Raw genomic sequence first — 19,423 nt, 5'->3', positions numbered from 1 at the left:
CATGGAGGGCATGACATGGCCGAGGTAATTCAGCTTTCCGATCACAGGCCGAAGCCGCGCTCGATCTTGTATCTGACCGTGGTGGACTCGGACGGCCAGCAGCATGACGTGGCCTGCCTTTGCGCCAACGGCAGCTTTTCCAGCGACAACGCCGACAATATCCGGGCCGAGCTTGAGGCCAGCGGCTTTGCCGTCGATAGCCAGCGCATTTCGAAGACGCAGATTATCGCCGCATGGCAACCACTTCCGGCTCAGATGCAACCCTAGTCCACGACCTGAACGATGACGCTAACGCTGGCAATGATGACCGATGCGGCAACGGCAATTGCCGAGTATTTCGTCCATCGAGCCGTTTCGACCGTCGCCCTTGCAGCCTTGATTTGCCAATCGGACGCGGCCATCTGGCTTTCCGCCACCCGCTTGTTCAGCAGGTAGGTTCGACGGCGGATCTCGGTATAGCGCGAATACGACGCTTGCGATCCCGGCTGTTCGCTTGCTTCTTCGAATACCTCCTCGTCGCTCTTCCTCGTCCAGTTGTCCATGCAGCTCCCTCCAAAGCTACAGAACACGGAACTGCGCACGAGGCGCTTAGGCAAGATCGCTGAAGGCGGCAGCGCCGGTTATCCAACGGATTTTCTGTCTTCAGGCTGGCGATATCAACGATGACTGCTTTCGGCCCTAACCGGACTTAGAAAATTCTACTGATCTCTCTCACTATTCAGGCACGGGTCGCTGGTAAAACGTACCTTCTGATTGAAACCGACGGTGAGATAGTGAAGTTTGCCCGAGCACTCGTACTGATTTTAGCGGGGTCTGCGGTGCTATGGGGATTCATCACGGCTATTAATAGCCTTGACCGCCTCAAGGACCCGAGCCGTCTGGCTTTCATCCTAAACATTCAGTCGGTTCCTCCGTCTGTCCGCAATGTAGATTGTTCATCTGGTGCCATCACCGATGTGATCGTCTCTTGTGCCTTCGCAATCAATCCAAAAGACTTTGAACAGCTTCTGACTGGTTGGCAGTTTGACGAGCATATTTCCGTAAAAGACACCTCGTACTTTTATTATCCAAATCTTGGGCGCGAGTTCGACATCGGAGTTTGGTATCGCATTCAACCCACGAGCTTCGAGCACGCCGGAGTTGTTGAGCTGATGGGCAATGAGGACAGAACGCTCGCAGTCGCGAGCAGATACGAAGAGTGAGGAGTGCCTGGCGGCAATTGGCGCTTTGGAGATATCGGCAAATGTCTCCTGGCGGCCCGAAGCGGTCGCCGCGACAAGCAGCAATAACCCTTGCAGCCAATCGCCCAATACATCACTAATCTTGGCATTGAGGAAGTAGGTGCGATTGTGGAAAGTGAGCAACTCCTTTTTTTCTTGCTCGTCAGCGTGCCAGCGTTGGCACTCCTAATGCTGTGCACATTGTGGCTCGTTTTTATTGTGAAACGACGTTTGCTGGGAATCGTAGGGATTGTTCTTACAGGTGCGGCGTTGCAAACGGGGCAGAGATATTCGATCTGGCTTTTCCTGCTCCGTTTTTGTTTAGGTGTATTTGCGTGCGTCCGTGCAAGCAGCGCGAGGGAATTGCAAATCTCGAAAAAGGACTCGTAGAATCCAGCCACCGCTATCGGCCCATAGCGGTCATTGGGCACTAATTGTGATGAACACTTTCGAACAAGAGCTGGGATCACATGAGCACCAGCGTAGCCGGAGTCGACGCGACTAGCTCGCTACGCATTGGCCGTTTGAGCGGTCCTCGCTCGCCAAAGACGGCTAACCTAAGATTCGAGGGAAAATCTCAACATTTTCATTGCTGTCGATTGGTAGTGTGTGAGTCTTGCAACAAGGCCGCCTAACGGAGACGTTTGCGAAATATGTATTTAGCCGCGATCATAATGGGCGCTGTTATGTTGGTCCCAACCCTTTATGCGCTTTGGCCGGCTTTGCTTTTTGTAGGGCTAATCCCGGTTGTCGGCTACTTGATCCGGAAATGGCATCCTGCAATCATCGTCGCTGTCGCCGTTGCCTATTTCGCGATACCGTGGTCCTTTTGGAAACATGCTAGTACCGCTATTCAAAATGCGGAGTTGGCCTATCAAGCCGATATTGATGCGCTGCCGGTGCATACTTTGCCTGAGGACCTTCCTTCGATTCTACTCGTGAGCAACCTTGAAGCGTATTCCCAAGCAACATTCGATCCAATTCGATGCACGGCAAGGCCAAAGACCGACAAACGAAAGACGAAGGTCTCCGACCCAATCCCTCCCGTCAAGCAGCCATTGCCTGAACGATACCTCCTGTTGGAGCTTGTTCGGAAAGTTCCTTTGCCCGATCCCGGTCACTCATTTTTCGGCTACGACGGCGGACCATTCGCGCTGACATTGGTTGATCGCGGTAAGATAACAACTATCCGGTACTACCAAAAAGTTCGTTTTGAGAAGCTGTCAATCCCACCGATCCTGACGGTTTGGGGTTGGCTACATCAATTCGAGCCCCCTGTATACAGCGACGCCCCGGCGCGAAATGCAGTGACGTTTCTTCGAGAGACGATAGGCCGCTGCGCCGACTTTGCCATCTACGACCTCGACGTGTGAGACACATGTCGAAGCAATGTCAGCTATTGGCGCGAAGCGGAAGACCGCACTCGGCCGATGGCGGCCATCGTAACAGGATCGAAGGACATCGGATGCGATGATGAGAGCGTTCCGATGTTCCTGATAGGGCGACGATTATGGGTGAGTTGCTGGATTTCCTTGGCCACGTGATAAGCGGTTTTTTCGATGGTGCCCCCGCCAAGTCGCGGTGGCTTAGGTGTGTCGAGCGCGCATTGGCTGCCATCGCGATGGCACTTGCTGCTTTGGTTATCTACCGGATGTGCAAATAGGAACGTCCGCAAAGAGCGCTTTCCGGACTTGGCGGACAAAGCCTATGAGCGACAGTCAGGGCAACTCGCTGGTTACGCGAATAATCTCCCCAAGAAGGACGTCAAGATCGTTAGCGAAGTCTACTTGAACCGCTGTCGGTACGTCTTCACTAGCTCTGATCGGCGAATGCAAATGCATGTCGGCAATGTTACGAGATGAGCCCTCAAGCCGCTGCATGGATAACTTGAATGATTTCTGCGATTTTGGCTCCGCCGTAGTTATTGGCAACCTCGGCAAAGGTGCTAAAGCCGAGAACCGGCGGGACATGGTTGATAATTGTGCGGAGGAGCATAGCGGTAGACAAATGACACCTGTTGGCCGCCGCTACATTGATTTCCCGGCAAAGTTCTACCAAACGAGCAAAGTCCCAAGGTCCTCTTCCCAGACCCTGTAGCCCGACAATTCGGGTCGGATCGACATAAGGCTTCGCCAGCAGCGGTGTTGCGGGGACGGCTCGTCGCTTTCGCTCTACTGCTCGAACTGCGGCGCGGATTACCTCGGAGGTCTCCTCTACCGATGCATAAGATGGCCCGCCCTTGTAAACTCTTGCATGTGAAAGAACCTTCAGCATGTCGAGCGAGTATTCGTTTGTGTAACCGAGTTCTTGGTCAAGGATCGACTTTGTTTCGATCACAAGAGCATGGAAGGTCGCTGAGGGTTTTGTTGGAAGGACAAGCCCTGAGATATTGCCGCCATCAACGAAGAGCGGAAGCAAACCATCCATTTCGTTGGCGATATTGTTCAGTTCTTCGATCATGGTTCAACGCTAGTTTAAGGCGCTGATCTGCGAAAGTAGCCGAGCGGCAAGAAAGAGCGATGCCCACAAGGAACTAAGATAGGATGGTCCTGGCGGGGGGATGATACGGGAAATAGGGCGGATCCTTTAGGACCGGCGCCGGGAATCGGACAACTTCTTCCGAGTATCAGAAAAAGGGCCTTGTTGCCTTCGTGGGTACATATGTCGCCCGCAGGCATCCCGCCTAACCGCCGCCTGATCGGCTTTCATCGCCAATATTCCAGATCGGAATACTGGCAACCAGCCAGCCGACGACCGCGCCCTTGCCATACAGGACGGACGCGCCGAGGCGCATGCCCGCAGGCGGCTTTCCGCGCTTGCGGCGCTTGCGAATGGCATGGATCGAAAGCCCGGCCATTGCGGCGACCTCGTAGGCGTCCAGCAGATCGGGAACATAGCTATCGTCGGCCAACGCCAGCAGCGCGCCTTGCCGGTCGAGGCCAAGGTTTTGCCAATGGCGGAGTCGCCAACGGATTGTAGCGGGATTGCCGAGCATGGCGGTTCTCCTTGCTGTCGCCGCCCGGTGACTTGTGATATGTATATACGTGGTGAAGCGCCGGGAGTCCCGCCCGGCACCGAGAATTGGTCAGCCTCGGCGTTCCCACGCGGAGGCTTTTCTATGACCGATGCTGATCTCAGGAAAATGGTAGCGGACGCATTTACCGAGGTTGCCGAGCGGGCGATCAGCGAGGCCTTTGCGCGCGGCTTGGATCAGGTCGCCCGCCGCTTTGCCGCGATATTCGAGGAAATCCACCGGGCCGATCTTGCGGCGCTTGAGGCCCGCATCAGGGAATTGGAGGGCAAGGCATGCGCGACATGAACGCGGGCGATATCCTTTCGGCGCTGGAAACGGCGCTTCGCAACGGGGCCGACAATTGGCGCTCGGCGCTGGACAAGCAGGCGCACGTCTTTGACGGCCAGCTTGGCAATATCAAAAGCCTGCTGGTATCCGTCCGCCGCGATCTGGACGGCCTCCGGGCGCTTTCCGGCATCAAGTCCCAGCTAGGCAGCAAGCCGCCGCCAGCCCCATATCGCTCGCTGATCCGATCGATATCCGTCCGCCTGATTGCCGCCGCCAACTACGGCAGCGACCCGGAAAGCTTGGCGAAGGAGCTTTTCCCGAATTCGCCCGGCCTGCCTGACGTAATCAAGGCCCCGGACGCCTACATGCGCCGCGCCTATACGTCGCCAGCGCGCACGGACGTTGTCGATTGGGCTGGCGTGCTGGCGAATACGACGAACTATCCCGGCCTGTTCGCCAGCTTGGCCCCGGCCTCGGTCTACTCCGCCCTTTCCCGGCGCGGCACGACGATATCGCTCAGCGGGACGGCGGGCGTCCGCTTTCCGGCGCGATCCGCGCCCGGCTCGTTCAATCCGTTCGTAGGCGAAGGCGCGACGATCAGCGTCCGGTCGATTTCCCTTTCGGCTGGCGCGGTGCTGGTGCCGCATAAGACGGCGGTGCTTTCGCCGTATACCCGCGAGCTTGCGCAGGCCAGCATGCCGACCATCGAGTCGGTCATTCGGCAAGGGCTTTCCGACGACCTCAGCCTTGGCGTCGATGCCGTATTGCTCGGCAATGGCGCGGCGACGGCCAGTCAGCCAGCCGGGCTATTGAATGGCTTGACCGGCCTTACGCCCTCGGCGGCGACCGACCCGGCCACGGCGGCGGCGGCGGCGGCTGATCTATCGGCCTTGGCGGCGGCGATCAATCCGGCCCCGTCAGCCTTGGCGTTCATCATGAACCCGATACAGGCGACCAGCCTTGGCTTGCTACTGCCAGGTAGCGCCGATCTGATCGTCAGCGATAGCGTCCCGGCCAAGACCGTCATTGCGATTGACGCCGCCGATTTCGCCGCCAGCGCCGACAACGGCCAGATCGACGTCAGCGAGGACGCCAGCTACATCAGCACCGACGCGCCCTTGCCGGTAGCGACCGGATCGAGCGGCACCGCCGCCGTTACCGACACGCCGCATATCAGCGCTTGGCAAATGGCGATCATCTCGGTTCGCGTGATCGAGGACGTTAGCTGGGCCATGCGCCGGGCGGGCCGCGTTTCGTATCTGACGGGCGCGAAATGGTGATTCCCAGCTAGCGTGCTTGCACATGCTGGATCAGAGGCGGCGGCAGGGGTTTCGCAATTTCCCCTGCCGCCGTTTCCTTGGCTTGACCGGCCTTATTTCGGTGAATTCGGACAGCCCTTGGATATCCATAGGCTTTGCAGGCGGACGAAGCTGTCGGCACTAGGCTGGCGGGACTCGCCAACGCTGCCGCGCCATAACGTCGTTCGGCTGACATGGCTTAGGCTGGCGATCTCGCCAAACGACATGCCTTGCGCCCGCAAGCCGGTAATCATGCTTTCGAAGATCCGGGCTGAATTCTCGACCATGCGCCATATTAGCGCCGGACGTGCGCATCGGCAAAAAGCGCCCGGATTTTGCTTTCCTAGCGTTAGGAATGCAAACCCACCCTACCCTTTACCCGGCAAAAATGTGGAACAAAGCGGAACGTGAATAAATGACTCAAGCGCGCAAATGCGGGGTTTGGATAAGTGACTCAGTTACGCATGTCATTGAAAAACAAGGAAAGCCGAATATCAGCTTGATATCCGATTTCATGCGGGAGAGACTTCCATTTTCATTACAGCATTGGGGATGGGTCTTGAATTTGCCATCGCGTTGGTCTTGAAGTGGCCTCTGTGATTTCAGATGTCAATTGGTTCGCACGACACATGGTTGGCATTTCGCCATTTGCACGCATCAGCCTCGCCTTCGTTTTCGCTGCCCTGCTGCCGTTGAGCGGCCAGGCGCAGGAGGCCTTCCAGACCTTCAAGCAACTCGACACGACGGCAAAGATGCCGAAGCTGAACGCCTTCATTGCTCCGGGCACGGCGCCGCAAGGCTCGAAGCTGCGCGAGGTCGCCCTTGAGGCAAAGCTGACGGCCAATGGTGATGCGGTCCAGGACGGTCTGTCCTGGTACGTGTTCAGCCCCATGGCCGGCTCAGACGGCAAACTCCCCCTGATCGCATCGTCGCAGGGCGGCTCCGCGGACTTCCAGCTCGCGCCGGGAGACTATTTCGTCAACGTCTCCTTCGGCCGCGCCGGCGTCACCCGCAAACTCACGGTTCCCGAAGACGGCACGGTCGGCAAGCAGACGATGGTGCTGGAGGCAGGCGGATTGCTTCTGAACGCGGTCTCGGGCTCCGACGTCCGCATCCGGCCGGATCAACTCAGTTTCTCCATCTATTCTGCCGAAGTGCGCGAAGACGGCGAGCGGGGCCTCGTCATGGCGGACGTGCCCCCCAACACGGTGGTTCGCCTGAATGCGGGCACGTACCACATTATCTCTGAATACGGCGAAACGAACGCCTCAATCCGAGCCGACATTCAGGTGGAGGCAGGCAAGCTAACCGAAGCCACGATCCAGCATAAGGCGGCGCAGATCACCTTCAAGCTGGTGTCGGAAGCGGGCGGCGAGGCAATCGCCGATACCGCTTGGTCGATCCTGACGGCGGCTGGCGACAGCGTCGGTGAAAGCGTCAGTGCCTTCCCAACCATGGTGCTTGCCGAAGGTGAATACTCCGCCGTTGCGCGAAACAAGGACAAGATCTACCAGCGCGATTTCAAGGTCGAGGCCGGCAAGAATACTGACGTCGAAGTGCTGATGAAGGATGTCCAGCCTGAAGCACCCACCGCAGCCGCAAAAACGGTCCAACTCCAGGCTGACCCGCAGCCGGGACAAGCCTCTTCCGGGCCCCAGCCCCTTCCCTCCTACGACCAGTTGCAGGGCGCAACCGGCGGCGCTGATGCCGACTGATTGATCGGTCTGATGACCGGGTCAGGTGATCTTTCGCATCTTCGCGGGGCGCCAATACGGCGATCCCGTCACCGATGCCGAAGGGATGGTTGGCAACGATCACGATCGGGTCTTTAGGAATGTCGTTGATCGGCCAGTTGCCCCTGATGTTGAGTTGGACGTCGATGAAATCCAGCATCTTTCCGAACGCGCGATCGCCCTTGCCGACGATGTCGGTACGCCAGAGGTTGTACAGCCTGACGTCGCGATCATTCCCGTAGGATAGTTGTTCAAAGCGCAAATCCGCGTCGGGAATATCCCCTCCTCATCAATGCGATGGCTATATTGCGGATACGTGACATACTTCTGACGGCGCCTGTGGGCGCCGTCAGATGCGTATCAACTAGGCCGCCTTCGCCTTTTTGGCTTCGGCCTTGCGACGGATATCCGGCGGTGTTGCTTCGAGCCCCAGGCTTGCGATCGCTTCGTCAAGCGACATCGAGGTTTGCTCCTGGCTGCCGAGGCGACGAATGTTGACCGTGCGCTCTTCCGCTTCCTTCTTGCCGCAGACGATGATGACGGGAACTTTCGTAACGGAATGCTCGCGGATCTTGTAGTTGATCTTCTCGTTACGGAAGTCGGTTTCGACCGCCAGCCCGGCGTCGCGCAGGGCTGCCGCAACTTCGGCGCCGTAGCCATCTGCCTCCGACGTGATCGTTGCGACGACGGCCTGCTGCGGCGATACCCACAGCGGCAGGTGTCCTGCGAAATTCTCGATCAGGATGCCGAGAAAGCGTTCCATCGAGCCGCAGATGGCGCGGTGGATCATCACCGGCTGCGTCTTTTCGGAGTTGCTGTCGATGTAGAAGGCGCCGAAGCGTTCCGGCAGGTTGAAATCGACCTGCGTCGTGCCGCATTGCCATTCACGGCCGATGGCGTCCTTCAGTGTATATTCGAACTTCGGACCGTAGAACGCGCCCTCACCCGGCAGGATGCCGGTCTTGATGTTGTTCGACTGCTGCTGGATCGTCTCCAGCACTTCAGTCATCACGCTTTCGGCGCGATCCCAAAGGTCGTCTGAGCCGACGCGCTTTTCCGGGCGCGTTGAAAGCTTGATGGTGATCTCGTCGAAGCCGAAGTCCTTGTAGACCGAGAGGATCAGGTCGTTGATCTTCAGGCACTCGGCCGCCATCTGCTCGTCGGTGCAGAAGATGTGCGCATCGTCCTGCGTGAAGCCGCGCACGCGCATCAACCCGTGGAGCGCGCCTGACGGCTCGTAGCGATGCACGGTGCCGAATTCCGCAAGGCGGATCGGCAGTTCACGGTAGGATTTCAAGCCATGCTTGAAGATCTGCACGTGGCCGGGGCAGTTCATCGGCTTCAGCGCGAAGACACGGTCGTCATCGGTGTCGTCGCCGGCAACCGTGACCTTGAACATGTTGTCGCGGTACCAGCCCCAGTGGCCGGAGGTTTCCCACAGCGACTTGTCGAGCACCTGCGGCGCGTTGACCTCTTGGTAGTCTTCGGCGAGGCGGCGGCGCATATAGGCAACCAGCGTCTGGAACATGCGCCAGCCCTTGCCGTGCCAAAAGACAACGCCCGGACCTTCTTCCTGGAAGTGGAAGAGATCCATTTCGCGGCCGAGGCGACGATGATCGCGCTTTTCGGCTTCCGCAAGCACGTGCAGGTAATTGTCGAGATCAGCCTGCTCGGCGAATGCCGTGCCGTAGATGCGGGTCAACATCGGATTGTTACTGTCGCCACGCCAATAGGCGCCGGCGACCTTCATCAGCTTGAACGCCGTGCCGATCTGACCGGTGGACGCCATATGCGGTCCGCGGCAAAGGTCGAACCAGTCGCCCTGGTAATAGATCTTCAGATCCTGGCCGGCGGGAATCGCATCGACGAGCTCGACCTTGTAGCTTTCGCCCTTGGCTGCGAAAACTTCCTTGGCTTTCTCACGCGACCAGACTTGCTTGGTGAAGGGCGCGTTGCGGGCAATGATTTCCTTCATTTTCTTTTCGATCTTCGGCAGATCGTCTGGGGTGAAGGGCTCGTTCTTGGCAAAGTCGTAGTAGAAGCCGTTCTCGATGACCGGCCCGATTGTTACCTGCGTGCCGGGCCAGAGCTCCTGCACCGCTTCCGCCATCACGTGGGCTGCGTCATGCCGGATCAGCTCCAGCGCGCGGTCGTCGGTGCGGGTGATGATTTCAATTGTGCCTGCCGTCACCGGGTCGGAAAGATCGCGGACCTGACCATCGATGGCGATCGCGACGGCCTTCTTGGCAAGCGACTTGGAAATGGATTCGGCGACGTCCTTGCCGGTTGCGCCAGCATCGTAGCTGCGCACGGAACCGTCGGGAAATGTCAGGGAAACGGATTGGGACATTTAGAATTCTCCTTGTCCAGTCCCGCCAACGAATGCGGGTGGTTGCAATGAAGCGCTTCGTCCGTACGAATGCGCCGCCGCCTGATACCGAGATTTGCTGCTTGAGTAAAGAAAAAGCCGGCTTAGCCGATCATTTCAGCCAGGCCACGAACCGTATTCCAGTTTCGCAACGTGCCGACGCCCATGCGCTTGGTCGTCAACGCCGAAAGCAACTTCCATTGGCTCGGCTTGTCGGCAAAATCGATCCAAAGATCGCCGCCAGTGAGCGCCATGCGTTGCGTCGGATCGGCATAAGGGCGAAGCGTCGCCATGACAGCCGCCGGTAGTGGCTTGCGCATCACCCGCACGATCACTTGGCTGCCCTCACCGTCCGGGAACGGATTGGACTTCGCTAGCTTCTGCCAGTCGGTGCCCTTGCGCACGATGATATCGACCGGTTTGCCGAACCGTGCTCTGAAGGCTGCCTCGAGCGTGGCCTCCATATCGACGAGCGCCACGGCTTCGGCCTCGTAGACGATGTTGCCGGTGGAGACCAGGGTCCGCGGATTTCGGTATCCGATGTCCGTTGCCATGTCGCGAAGGTCGGACATCACGACGCGTCGTCCAGGCGCAAGCACGATGCTGTGCAATAGCGCCACGTAAATCATGCCTTCCGGAACTCCCTGCCGTCCTTGGGAAGATCGTCAAGAATATCCTTGAGGGTGACATCGTGGCCGTGACGAAAGGCCCAAAATACGCGTTGCCTCATCCCTCGGCCGCCTTGCGGCCAAGCGCGAGATAGCGCCAGGGCGTCCACCAATGGAAGCGCTCGCCGAGCTGCTCGGGAACCGGGTCGAGCCCGCTCGTGCCACCCGGCCCGCAACGGGCGACACGAAACAGCGTCATCCAGCCGCCACTCCACAGTCCATGGCGCGCTACCGCCTCATAGCCGTATTCAGAGCAGGTCGGGATGTGGCGGCATGAATTGCCGATAAAACCGGACAGGGTCAGTTGATAAGCGCGAATGAAACCCATCCCGAGCACCCTGCCTGGGGTCTTGTGAAACGGGCCGGCGTAGTTGCGGGAATAGGAACGCGAGGCTGTACGGGGAGCAGCAGCGCCCCCCTCGTCTTCATCATCGCGATTGATCGAACAGAATTCACACATCGGCGGTGTTGCTCACGCTTCGATGGTTTCAGCGCGCTTGGCCTCAATCTGGCCGATCGCATCGACGACGGCGTCGAAGGTCAGCATCGTCGAGGCATGTCGCGCCTTGTAATCCTTCACCGGGCGGAGATAGCGCATGTCCTCGAACCGGCCTTCCGGCCCCTCGCCGTCCGCCTTCAGCATCGCCAGCATGTCCTCGCGCGCCTTGCGTAGTTCCGTCGTATTGGCGCCGATGACATGGCGGGCCATGATCGAGGAGGACGCTTGGCCGAGTGCGCAGGCTTTGACGTCGTGGGCAAATCCGCTCACGGTATCGCCATCCATCTTCAGCCAAATCTTGACCTTGGAACCGCAAAGCTTGGAGTGCGCCTGGGCGCTGGCGTCCGCATCCGGTAGATTGCCGATCAGCGGAATATTGCCCGCAAATTCGAGAATTTTGCTGTTGTAGATGTCGTCCATCGTGGATTCCGCTCCAGAATTCATGCGGATCGGCGCCTCAAAGCTCATTGTAGCACAAAAGAAAAACACAGCGTGTCGTGCCGGGAGACTTACATACAGATGCCGTTTTCCTATATGTATGTCGTTCGAAGGCCAGAAAATTGCAATGGCCTCGGCTAAGTTTGATTGGGAAACCGTGCCGGAAGGGCCGCAAACAAAGCCCTGAAAGCCCCGGAGCCTGCCAAAGGTGCATGAATTCCCTTGAGTGGAATTGCCAGTGGCTAGTCCGAAAGACGATCCGTAAAGCGGATCAGGAGACTGTTACATATGGACGCCATCATCAAGAATTTTCCGCAGACCCCCGCCGATCTCGATGCCGATCGGCCCAGCCAGAAAGAGGCTGAGGACGCCGTTCGCACGCTCCTGCGTTGGGCAGGTGACGATCCATCGCGTGAAGGCTTGCTCGACACACCGTCGCGTGTGGCCAAAGCCTATCGTGAGCTGTTTGCCGGCTATGATATGGACCCCGAAGATGTGCTTGGCCGCACGTTCGAAGAAGTTGCCGGCTACGACGACATGGTCCTGGTGAAGGACATTCCGTTCTTCTCGCACTGCGAACACCATATGGTGCCCATCATTGGCAAGGCGCATGTCGCCTACATGCCGGACGGCAAGGTGCTCGGCCTGTCGAAGATCGCGCGTGTCGTTGAGATCTACGGCCGTCGCCTGCAAACGCAGGAAACCATGACCGCCCAAATCGCAAAAGCGATCGATGAAACGCTCGCTCCGCGCGGTGTTGCGGTGATGATCGAAGCCGAACATATGTGCATGGCCATGCGCGGTGTGCAAAAGCAGGGCTCCACCACATTGACGACAACATTTACCGGAACGTTTAAAACTGAGCCGGCTGATCAAGCCCGATTCATGTCTATGGTCCGGAGCCGCTGAATACGGCTTCATCTAAGAAAGCCGCGATGATGCCCTTTGCGTTCAATGCACCGTCCGACGATAAATCAGAACTCGAGGACGCCGGCGACTTCACGCCGCGGTTCGATGATCGCGGCCTGATCACCGCGATCGTCACCGACGCCAACGATGGCGAACTGCTGATGGTTGCGCATATGAATGCGCAGGCCCTCGCCCTGACCATCCAGAGCGGCAAAGCGCATTACTTCAGCCGCTCGCGTGGCAAGCTCTGGATCAAGGGCGAGACGTCTGGAAACACCCAGATGGTCAAGGAAATCCGTACGGATTGCGATCAGGATGCCATCTGGCTGAAGGTTGAGGTCGCTGGCCATGACGCGACCTGTCACACTGGCCGGCGGTCGTGTTTCTATAGGACCGTGAACCTCGAAGACGGAAAGCCGATGCTCGAAATCGTCGACGACGAGCTCCAGTTCGACCCGACCGAAGTCTATGGAAAAGAGACATAAAAGCAGGCAATTGCCTCTTATTGGGCCAAAATCTACGCCTATATACGAATTGGAAAGGGACGCGGGACACTAATATAGTTCGTTTTTAATTGTTTGCCGGGAGGGAGACGAGCCATGCTGAATTGGGGTTTGTACCGCCAAAGCTCCGAAGCGGGCGCGTCCAATGCCAGCAGCCCGACCGCGCCAGACATGAATACTCCTCTCGCTCCTGCGCCCGCACCTGCCCCAAAGAGAACAAAGCTTGCCCTTGCATTGGGCGGAGGCGCCGCGCGCGGCTGGGCCCATATAGGTGTCCTGCGCGCCCTCGATGAGGAAGGTATCGAGATCGGCATGGTTGCCGGAACTTCCATCGGTGCCCTGGTTGGCGGCTGCTATCTCGCCGGCAAACTCGATGAGCTCGAAGCGTTCGCCCGTTCGCTGACGATGCGCCGGATTGCCAGCCTGCTTGACCTGACCATCGGCGGCAGCGGCTTGTTTGGCGGCATGCGGCTGACGAAGCGGATGCAGGAGCATCTGGAAGGGCTGAATGTCGAAGATCTGGACCGGCCGTTCGTCGCCGTTGCCGCTGAAGTCAACACCGGCCACGAGGTCTGGATTGCCAATGGCTCGTTGATCACGGCGCTTCGCGCCTCCTATGCACTACCGGGTATTTTCGAGCCAGTACGCAGCAACCAACGAACCCTCGTCGACGGTGCGTTGGTCAATCCGGTGCCCGTTTCCGTATGCCGCGCTTATGAGCAGCCGCTTGTGGTCGCCGTCAACCTGAACTACGATCTCTACGGTCGATCGGCGGTCGTCAGACACAACGCCACGCTCTCGCCGTCCGAGGTCCAGCGGCGCGAAGAGGCGCCTTACGCCAAGCTCGGCATGACCGGCGTAATGGTGCAGGCCTTTAACATCATCCAGGACAGGATTGCGCGGGCCCGCTTGGCGGGCGACCCGCCGGATATCTCGATTCAGCCGCGCCTTGGCGATATCGGTCTCTCGGAATTCCATCGCGCCGGCGAAGCCATCGAGCGCGGCTACGAGGAAGCCAAGCTGAGGCTTCCCGAATTGATACGGATGCAGGAACTATTCGCCGGCTCCCTCTAGGGGCCGGCGACGCGTTCAACCGGCGATGTAGGCCTTGATCTGCTCGGCTTCCAGTTCGACCTCCGCGATGCGTGTCTTCACGACGTCACCGATCGAGATGATACCGACGAGCTTGCCGTTGGTTTCAACGGGAACGTGACGGAAGCGGCGACTGGTCATTAGCCCCATCAGGTCGTTCACGGTCGAATCTTCATGGCACCGATAAACCTTTGCGGTCATCAACGATGCAACCGGCTGATCGAGACAGGCTGCTCCCGCCCTAGCGATCGCGTGAACCACGTCGCGCTCGGTAAAAATCCCGGAAATCTTGTTTTCCATCCCGACGATGACGATAGCGCCAATCTTCTTCTTGCTGAGAATCACGGCAGCTTCGGAAACGGTTGTATGCGGACCGGCGGTCACCACATCCCTGCCCTTTGCGTCGAGTATGGCTTTGACTGTATTGGACATTTTGAACCTCCTATGTCGAAAGTGAAGCACTTCTACTGATCACAGGCATCCGCAGCGGTTTACTCCTCCCATCGCGGATCAGTTCGAATGGTGCACTCCAACTCTCAAGATTGCAATATATCCGATGTCTCTGAAATTGTCGGTTTCTCGGGCGGTTCCCGGTCAAAAAGACCGAAGAGAGCGAAGCCAAAAATGAACCCTCCGATGTGAGCGTCCCAGGCGATTGCCTGCGATCCGTCACCGATCAGCGGGACGCCGACCGCAATCAGCAGGTTGCCGACGAACCAAAAGAGAATGAATGCAACGACCGTGCGGCTGCGAAACGCGTCGCGTATCGAAAGACGTGTATTGAGATGCGCTGGCGGGGCGATCCGCCGTTCGGGTGGGAAAGCGAAGCGGCAGGCAGCGCCCATTAGGCCAGACACGACCCCGGACGCGCCGATCAGCAGCGTAGCCGCGCCCCAATTTAGGACGGCATGGAGAGCGGCTGACGCGATCGCCGATAGCACCCAGAAAACAATGAAACGAGACGTACCAATTCGCCGCGCCACCGGTGTGCCGAAGGCCATGAGCCATAGTCCGTTGAAAACGATGTGCTCGATGCTGCCGTGAAGGAGTGAATAGGTGATCGGCGTCCAGAAAAGCTGAGGTCCCTGCTCGGACAACGGCGTGATGTAGCGCAACGGAATGAACCCGAAATTGAAGAACAGCCAGTCGAGACCACCGCCGGACAGAAGAAGTGATTGAACAGCGTAAATCAGCCCCAGGAGCGCAAGCGCTGTGAGCACCGGACCGGGAAGATTGAAGATCGGTGCCGGCGGCGGTGTTGCCGGGGGCTCCATCGCCGCTTGCGGCTCGACCGAGTGCTCGTTCATCTTCGTCCTCGCTTGAATTGCGGCACAGCCTTACAGGACGGCAAGTCAAAAAAAAAGCCGTCCGGCAAAGACCGGACGGCCCTCGAGCGTTCCGAGAATGCCTCGGCGCCTGACAGTCTGTGCTGAACTTCCCGAAGACAGGAAGCGATGGGCAAAGACTGCCATGGGACAGCTCCCCGCTCAATCGAAACCCTTCTTTAACCTTAACTGCTGCGAGTTGGCATGAAATACGCACCGCGTCCCAGTACAAGGCCATGACGGCCGTATTCTGATTTGAAATGAAACAGCCGGTGCCACAATGCGTATCAAAACAACGATCGACCTATTCGAATATTGGAATCGCATCCGCGGTCGTGACTTGGCGCCACTGCGGTCGCAGGTTGAACCGACGGATTTGCGACAGATTCTTTCAAGTGTGTTTCTGCTCGAAGCCAGCGAAACGGGACGGATCGCCTTCCGTCTTGCCGGAACGCGCATCTGCGACCTCTTTGGACGTGATCTCGGAGGGACCGCGTTTTCAGACCTCTGGACGCATGGGAGTGACGATATCGAGCATATTGCTGCTGGCGTTATGGCGCACGCAATCCCCACGCTGATCAACGCCACAGGTTTCACCACGGCCGGCCATAGTGCCTGCTTTGAAATAATCCTGCTGCCGCTGCGCTCCGAGGGCGCCGAATGCGATAAGCTGTTGGGCGCGATCGCTCCCGCGGTCGCGGCAACGTGGCTGGAAGTCGTGCCGTTGCAGTTCCTTGCTCTTGATCGCAGCCGATTGCTGCACGAGCGGCTCGGCAACGAGGACGAGCGTGATGAAACGGAGTTTGACGATGAGCGTCCGCAGTTCCCGCGTCCGCCATCGATTGCCGATACGATGCGCCGCGTCATGTCGGGCCTATTTGCTGAGCCCGACGCGCCCGCCGTCTCGATTCGACACAACCGGTTGGGTGCATAGGGGACGAACCTGAACAACCTTCTGTTAAGGGATTGCGGGTAAAGATCGGCTGGTAGTATTTCATGAAGAAGCCCTTTGATGCACGCGTTCCAGCAAGTTCAAACTCAACGGACTGCGCCTCGCCTCGAACAAGGTGCCTTTCAACGCGTGCCCATCAACATGCAGGGCCGGCTGATGCTGGCGAACTACGAGGAGTATGAGTGCCTCGTGGTCGACATGTCGCCGGGCGATATGTACGTGACTTGCCAGGGACGTCCCCGTGCCAACGAGCGTGTCGTTGCTTACATCGATCACCTGGGCCGCGTCGAAGGCTATGTGCAGACGGTTGATGGTCGCGGTTTCTCGATGTCGATCCATGCAACCGAACGCAAGCGCGAGAAACTTGCGGCGCAACTCACCTGGCTGGCCAATAAGCACGAACTCGGCCTTCCCGAGGACCGTCGTCACGACCGCCTGACGCCGCGCGAGACCAAAACCGAGATCACCTTGGAAGACGGTGCGCGTTACGAATGCCGAATTATGGACTTGTCGCTCTCGGGCGCCGCAGTCGATCTCGACGTCCGTCCGCCGATCGGCACCCCGCTCCGCCTCGGCAATATGCGTGGCCGCGTTGTCCGCCATTTCGTGGAAGGGGTCGCGATCGAGTTTCTGTCGCTTCAGTCGCGGGAAACACTTCGCGAATTTCTCTGATCGCCGTCACAGGCGCGTCGTGCATGGGGCTACCGAATTGGGTGGCGCATGACGATTCTCTATCCTGAAAAAGAGCCTTACGAGCGCGGCTTTCTCGATATGGGCGCCGGGCAGCAACTCTATTGGGAGGCTTGCGGCAATCCGGATGGAGCTCCCGCTCTCTACCTGCACGGCGGCCCTGGCTCCGGTTGCTCGACATCCGCTCGCCGCTATTTTTGATCCTTCGGTCTACCGGATCATCCTCTTCGATCAGCGCAATTGCGGCCGAAGCCTCCCGAATGCCACCGATATGGCAGATACGTTCGTGACAGCATGGGAACTGTCGAGGGCTTGGCCGGAGAGTCGGCTCGTTATCGCAGAAGATGCCGCGCATTCGGTGTCGTAAGACAGTTTGGCGCGTGCGATCATCGATGCGACTGACGTTTTTCGCGAAACTCCTCAAAAAATAATTTGCTTCCTAACTCGCAACTGGCGGCCAATTTGCCGATTTCCAAGCCGTTTTGGTGGTCTCAGCCGAGACGCGTGCCAGTGCCGCCGCCCATGCGAATGGTAAACAAAGGTTTCCCGAAATTCGGGATTGGGCTGCCGCGTTAACAACTTGTCCCAATATGCGCCCTTAGACCGCCCGACATCTTTTCGAGAAACCGACAATTTGAATCAAAATTGGCGCGAATGTCCTTCAAACTTTAGCGGCATTTGATCTTGTTTTTAGTCGATTTCTCCGCGTGTTTGAATCAACTAAGCCTTTAATTTGACTGCGTAATTTTGCGCAGGGTAAAAACGTCTGTGTCAAGTTCTCCTCACAACGGGGAGACGATAAATGACGGTAACAACTTTCATCAAAGGCGGTCTGGTCGCTGCTGCGATGCTGATCGCGACGGTGGGTTCGGGACAAGCGAGCCCCCTAAACATGACGGTTGTCGGCAACGCGAGCCCGCCGATCGGCGCCTATCAATTCTGCAAGGAACTGCCCGCCGATTGTGCGAACGCCGCCGGCGATCAAGGCGAGCTCCTTCTGACGGAAGAGCGCTGGAAGACCATTCTCAAGGTAAACTACCAGGTCAATTCGTCGATCTCGCCGTTGACCGACAAGGAAATCTACGGGGTCGAGGAGCGCTGGGCCTATCCTCGTTCGGTTGGTGATTGTGAGGACTATGCGCTGCTGAAGCGCAAGATGTTGATCGATGCCGGCTTCTCGCCTTCCGATTTGCTGATGACCGTCGTCCTGCAGCCAAATGGCGAAGGCCATGCAGTGCTGACCGTCCGCACGGATCGTGGCGATTTCATCCTCGATAACATGCGCAACAAGGTCATGCTTTGGGCAGACACCGAATACACCTACCTCAAGCGCCAGTCCGCCGACGATCCGGCCCGTTGGGTCAAGCTGCAGGACGGCCGCGCCGTGGCAGTCGGCAGCGTCAAGTAAACGCCACATCGCCGGATTGCCGGCCACACACATGCGGCCCCGGTCGTCCCCGCATCCCCGTCCCTGACCGGCGCTGTAGAGCCGCTCCCGCTGTCCCGGGAGCGGTTCTTTTTTGCTGCGTCCAAACGGGCTATTTAATTGTTCGTTAACTGTGGCTGCCGGATCATAGGCAAAATCACCATAGGCACCGACGGCTCCTGTTTTTATCGCGGCGGTCTGACATCCGAAAGCCGCCATGAGCTACCCAGTGCATCGTGCCCACGAGGTCGAGGAATCTCCTCTCCTGTCGACCAGATTCATCGTCCGCGTTACGGTCGCTATTGCCTGCCTTGCAGCATTGACGCTCGTCATCAGTTTCGGGGGGCGCTGGTTCGGCGCCCGTATATCACTCGCCGGCAACACGGACTCAACGGCTCCGATAACTTTGACGATCGGCCGCGATACGCTTCGACTGCCGGAAAACACATTGCGCTTTCCCAGCCAGCGACGCGACGGCCTCTCCGAGCGCGCGGACCTCTACCTCACCTGGCCTGAAATGCAGGGCTACAGCAAGGAGCATCGCGAGCGCTTCGATGATATTGCCCAGTCGTCGGGCCTCATTTTCCTCCAGATCGCGCAAAGCACGATGTCCAAGGACATGTCGGGGCGCCTGGAACCGATCTACTCGCACCTGATCGAGGGCGAGAGCGTGCCCTTCGCCAATGGAATGACGCTACATCACTTGCGAGGTGACGCTGGTTACGCGGACGAGGTTCTGTTGACGGCGCCAAGTGCCGATGCCCCCGCCTATGTCGTGCGCTGCGCCTTGCCGTTGACGCCGCAGACGGCCAGCAGCGGCGATTGCCAGCGCGACATCAGAGTCGGTCGCGATTTAACTGTGCTTTATCGGTTCTCGAGCGCGCATCTGCCTGATTGGGACCATATTGATGCCGCTATTCGCCACTTTGTGGAGGCTCGACTTGTGAACGCTTCTGCAACAGGTCGCTAGAATGATCCGATGCGGCGAAACAAACGATTAA

Annotated in this window: 22 protein-coding genes and 2 pseudogenes; 13 read left to right on the top strand and 11 right to left on the bottom strand. The window is 58.3% G+C overall.

The genetic code is table 11. The annotated features are described in order from the left end of the window. Nucleotides 1-15: 15 nt before the first annotated feature. The gene (locus FHT76_RS30605; protein ID WP_259130455.1) at nucleotides 16-267 is read left to right on the top strand and encodes a hypothetical protein; all 252 of its coding nucleotides are present in this window, start codon (nucleotides 16-18) and stop codon (nucleotides 265-267) included. Here the strand turns inward: FHT76_RS30605 and FHT76_RS30600 are convergent. Continuing rightward, complete coding sequence (locus tag FHT76_RS30600; protein ID WP_259130454.1) at nucleotides 264-542, bottom strand: hypothetical protein; 279 nt, start codon at nucleotides 540-542, stop codon at nucleotides 264-266. The two genes, FHT76_RS30605 and FHT76_RS30600, sit on opposite strands and share 4 nt — an antisense overlap. A 393-nt stretch (nucleotides 543-935) precedes the next feature. Next, a complete protein-coding gene (locus FHT76_RS30595) occupies nucleotides 936-1,364 on the bottom strand; it encodes a hypothetical protein (RefSeq protein WP_259130452.1) in 429 nt (142 codons plus the stop codon). A 509-nt stretch (nucleotides 1,365-1,873) separates the two neighbouring features. Here FHT76_RS30595 and FHT76_RS30590 point away from each other — a divergent pair. After that, the gene (locus FHT76_RS30590; RefSeq protein WP_259130450.1) at nucleotides 1,874-2,593 is read left to right on the top strand and encodes a hypothetical protein; all 720 of its coding nucleotides are present in this window, start codon (nucleotides 1,874-1,876) and stop codon (nucleotides 2,591-2,593) included. Nucleotides 2,594-3,086: 493 nt separating this feature from the next. Here FHT76_RS30590 and FHT76_RS30585 read toward each other — a convergent pair whose 3' ends face one another. Both FHT76_RS30585 and FHT76_RS30580 read right to left on the bottom strand, forming a co-directional pair. Next, nucleotides 3,087-3,680 carry a hypothetical protein gene (locus FHT76_RS30585; RefSeq protein WP_259186179.1) on the bottom strand — a complete coding sequence of 198 codons (594 nt, stop codon included), beginning with the start codon at nucleotides 3,678-3,680 and terminating at the stop codon, nucleotides 3,087-3,089. A gap of 223 nt (nucleotides 3,681-3,903) precedes the next feature. Further along, nucleotides 3,904-4,215: a hypothetical protein gene (locus FHT76_RS30580; RefSeq protein WP_259130446.1), complete on the bottom strand. Its 312-nt coding sequence runs from the start codon at nucleotides 4,213-4,215 to the stop codon at nucleotides 3,904-3,906. A 123-nt stretch (nucleotides 4,216-4,338) separates the two neighbouring features. Here FHT76_RS30580 and FHT76_RS30575 point away from each other — a divergent pair, with 123 nt between their 5' ends. The 3 genes from FHT76_RS30575 (at nucleotide 4,339) to FHT76_RS30565 (ending at nucleotide 7,534) form a co-directional block, all read left to right on the top strand. Then, nucleotides 4,339-4,539: a hypothetical protein gene (locus FHT76_RS30575; protein ID WP_259130444.1), complete on the top strand. Its 201-nt coding sequence runs from the start codon at nucleotides 4,339-4,341 to the stop codon at nucleotides 4,537-4,539. Continuing rightward, a complete protein-coding gene (locus FHT76_RS30570) occupies nucleotides 4,527-5,801 on the top strand; it encodes a phage major capsid protein (protein WP_259186178.1) in 1,275 nt (424 codons plus the stop codon). The genes FHT76_RS30575 and FHT76_RS30570 overlap by 13 nt, the downstream gene beginning before the upstream one ends. A 647-nt stretch (nucleotides 5,802-6,448) precedes the next feature. Further along, a complete protein-coding gene (locus FHT76_RS30565) occupies nucleotides 6,449-7,534 on the top strand; it encodes a hypothetical protein (RefSeq protein ID WP_183864592.1) in 1,086 nt (361 codons plus the stop codon). Nucleotides 7,535-7,574: 40 nt separating this feature from the next. Here FHT76_RS30565 and FHT76_RS30560 read toward each other — a convergent pair. From FHT76_RS30560 to FHT76_RS30540, 5 genes and pseudogenes are all read right to left on the bottom strand, one after another. Continuing rightward, nucleotides 7,575-7,814: pseudogene (locus FHT76_RS30560) on the bottom strand (glycerol acyltransferase); the annotation flags it as partial. Between the two features lie 102 nt (nucleotides 7,815-7,916). Further along, a complete protein-coding gene (thrS, locus tag FHT76_RS30555; protein ID WP_259130442.1) occupies nucleotides 7,917-9,902 on the bottom strand; it encodes a threonine--tRNA ligase in 1,986 nt (661 codons plus the stop codon). Nucleotides 9,903-10,024: 122 nt separating this feature from the next. Then, nucleotides 10,025-10,549 (bottom strand): DUF1697 domain-containing protein, encoded by a 525-nt coding sequence (locus FHT76_RS30550; RefSeq protein WP_183864595.1) that lies wholly within the window; start codon nucleotides 10,547-10,549, stop codon nucleotides 10,025-10,027. A 97-nt stretch (nucleotides 10,550-10,646) separates the two neighbouring features. Then, a complete protein-coding gene (gene yidD, locus FHT76_RS30545; protein ID WP_183757208.1) occupies nucleotides 10,647-11,048 on the bottom strand; it encodes a membrane protein insertion efficiency factor YidD in 402 nt (133 codons plus the stop codon). Between the two features lie 12 nt (nucleotides 11,049-11,060). Continuing rightward, the gene (locus tag FHT76_RS30540; RefSeq protein WP_183864596.1) at nucleotides 11,061-11,507 is read right to left on the bottom strand and encodes an iron-sulfur cluster assembly scaffold protein; all 447 of its coding nucleotides are present in this window, start codon (nucleotides 11,505-11,507) and stop codon (nucleotides 11,061-11,063) included. A gap of 306 nt (nucleotides 11,508-11,813) precedes the next feature. On the opposite strand from FHT76_RS30540, the gene folE reads away from it, so the two are divergent. From folE to FHT76_RS30525, 3 genes are all read left to right on the top strand, one after another. Then, entirely contained in the window at nucleotides 11,814-12,434 is a 621-nt protein-coding gene (folE, locus tag FHT76_RS30535; RefSeq protein ID WP_183757206.1) for a GTP cyclohydrolase I FolE, read from the top strand. A gap of 26 nt (nucleotides 12,435-12,460) precedes the next feature. Then, complete coding sequence (gene hisI / locus FHT76_RS30530) at nucleotides 12,461-12,919, top strand: phosphoribosyl-AMP cyclohydrolase (protein ID WP_183864598.1); 459 nt, start codon at nucleotides 12,461-12,463, stop codon at nucleotides 12,917-12,919. A gap of 114 nt (nucleotides 12,920-13,033) precedes the next feature. Beyond that, on the top strand, nucleotides 13,034-14,011 hold the full coding sequence (locus FHT76_RS30525) for a patatin-like phospholipase family protein (protein WP_259186177.1): 978 nt from the start codon (nucleotides 13,034-13,036) through the stop codon (nucleotides 14,009-14,011). A gap of 15 nt (nucleotides 14,012-14,026) precedes the next feature. Here FHT76_RS30525 and FHT76_RS30520 read toward each other — a convergent pair whose 3' ends face one another. Next, entirely contained in the window at nucleotides 14,027-14,461 is a 435-nt protein-coding gene (locus tag FHT76_RS30520) for a CBS domain-containing protein (protein WP_183864600.1), read from the bottom strand. Nucleotides 14,462-14,565: 104 nt separating this feature from the next. After that, a complete protein-coding gene (locus FHT76_RS30515) occupies nucleotides 14,566-15,336 on the bottom strand; it encodes a rhomboid family intramembrane serine protease (RefSeq protein WP_183757202.1) in 771 nt (256 codons plus the stop codon). 298 nt (nucleotides 15,337-15,634) lie between these two features. On the opposite strand from FHT76_RS30515, the gene FHT76_RS30510 reads away from it, so the two are divergent. The 5 genes and pseudogenes from FHT76_RS30510 (at nucleotide 15,635) to FHT76_RS30490 (ending at nucleotide 19,392) form a co-directional block, all read left to right on the top strand. Then, nucleotides 15,635-16,288, top strand: a complete 654-nt coding sequence (locus FHT76_RS30510) for a PAS domain-containing protein (RefSeq protein WP_259130437.1) — start codon at nucleotides 15,635-15,637, stop codon at nucleotides 16,286-16,288. Nucleotides 16,289-16,366: 78 nt separating this feature from the next. Then, on the top strand, nucleotides 16,367-16,978 hold the full coding sequence (locus FHT76_RS30505; protein WP_114712739.1) for a PilZ domain-containing protein: 612 nt from the start codon (nucleotides 16,367-16,369) through the stop codon (nucleotides 16,976-16,978). A gap of 48 nt (nucleotides 16,979-17,026) precedes the next feature. Continuing rightward, nucleotides 17,027-17,300 (top strand): annotated as a pseudogene (locus FHT76_RS30500) (prolyl aminopeptidase); the annotation flags it as partial. A 498-nt stretch (nucleotides 17,301-17,798) separates the two neighbouring features. Continuing rightward, nucleotides 17,799-18,404 carry a transglutaminase-like cysteine peptidase gene (locus FHT76_RS30495; protein ID WP_259130434.1) on the top strand — a complete coding sequence of 202 codons (606 nt, stop codon included), beginning with the start codon at nucleotides 17,799-17,801 and terminating at the stop codon, nucleotides 18,402-18,404. A 235-nt stretch (nucleotides 18,405-18,639) separates the two neighbouring features. Further along, nucleotides 18,640-19,392, top strand: coding sequence for a hypothetical protein (locus tag FHT76_RS30490; protein ID WP_183757199.1), 753 nt, complete (start codon nucleotides 18,640-18,642; stop codon nucleotides 19,390-19,392). Nucleotides 19,393-19,423: the final 31 nt, after the last annotated feature.

This window comes from Rhizobium sp. BK176 (assembly GCF_024808055.1).
Note: the sequence above shows the minus strand (reverse complement) of the source record. Positions and strands in the feature narration are given on the sequence as shown.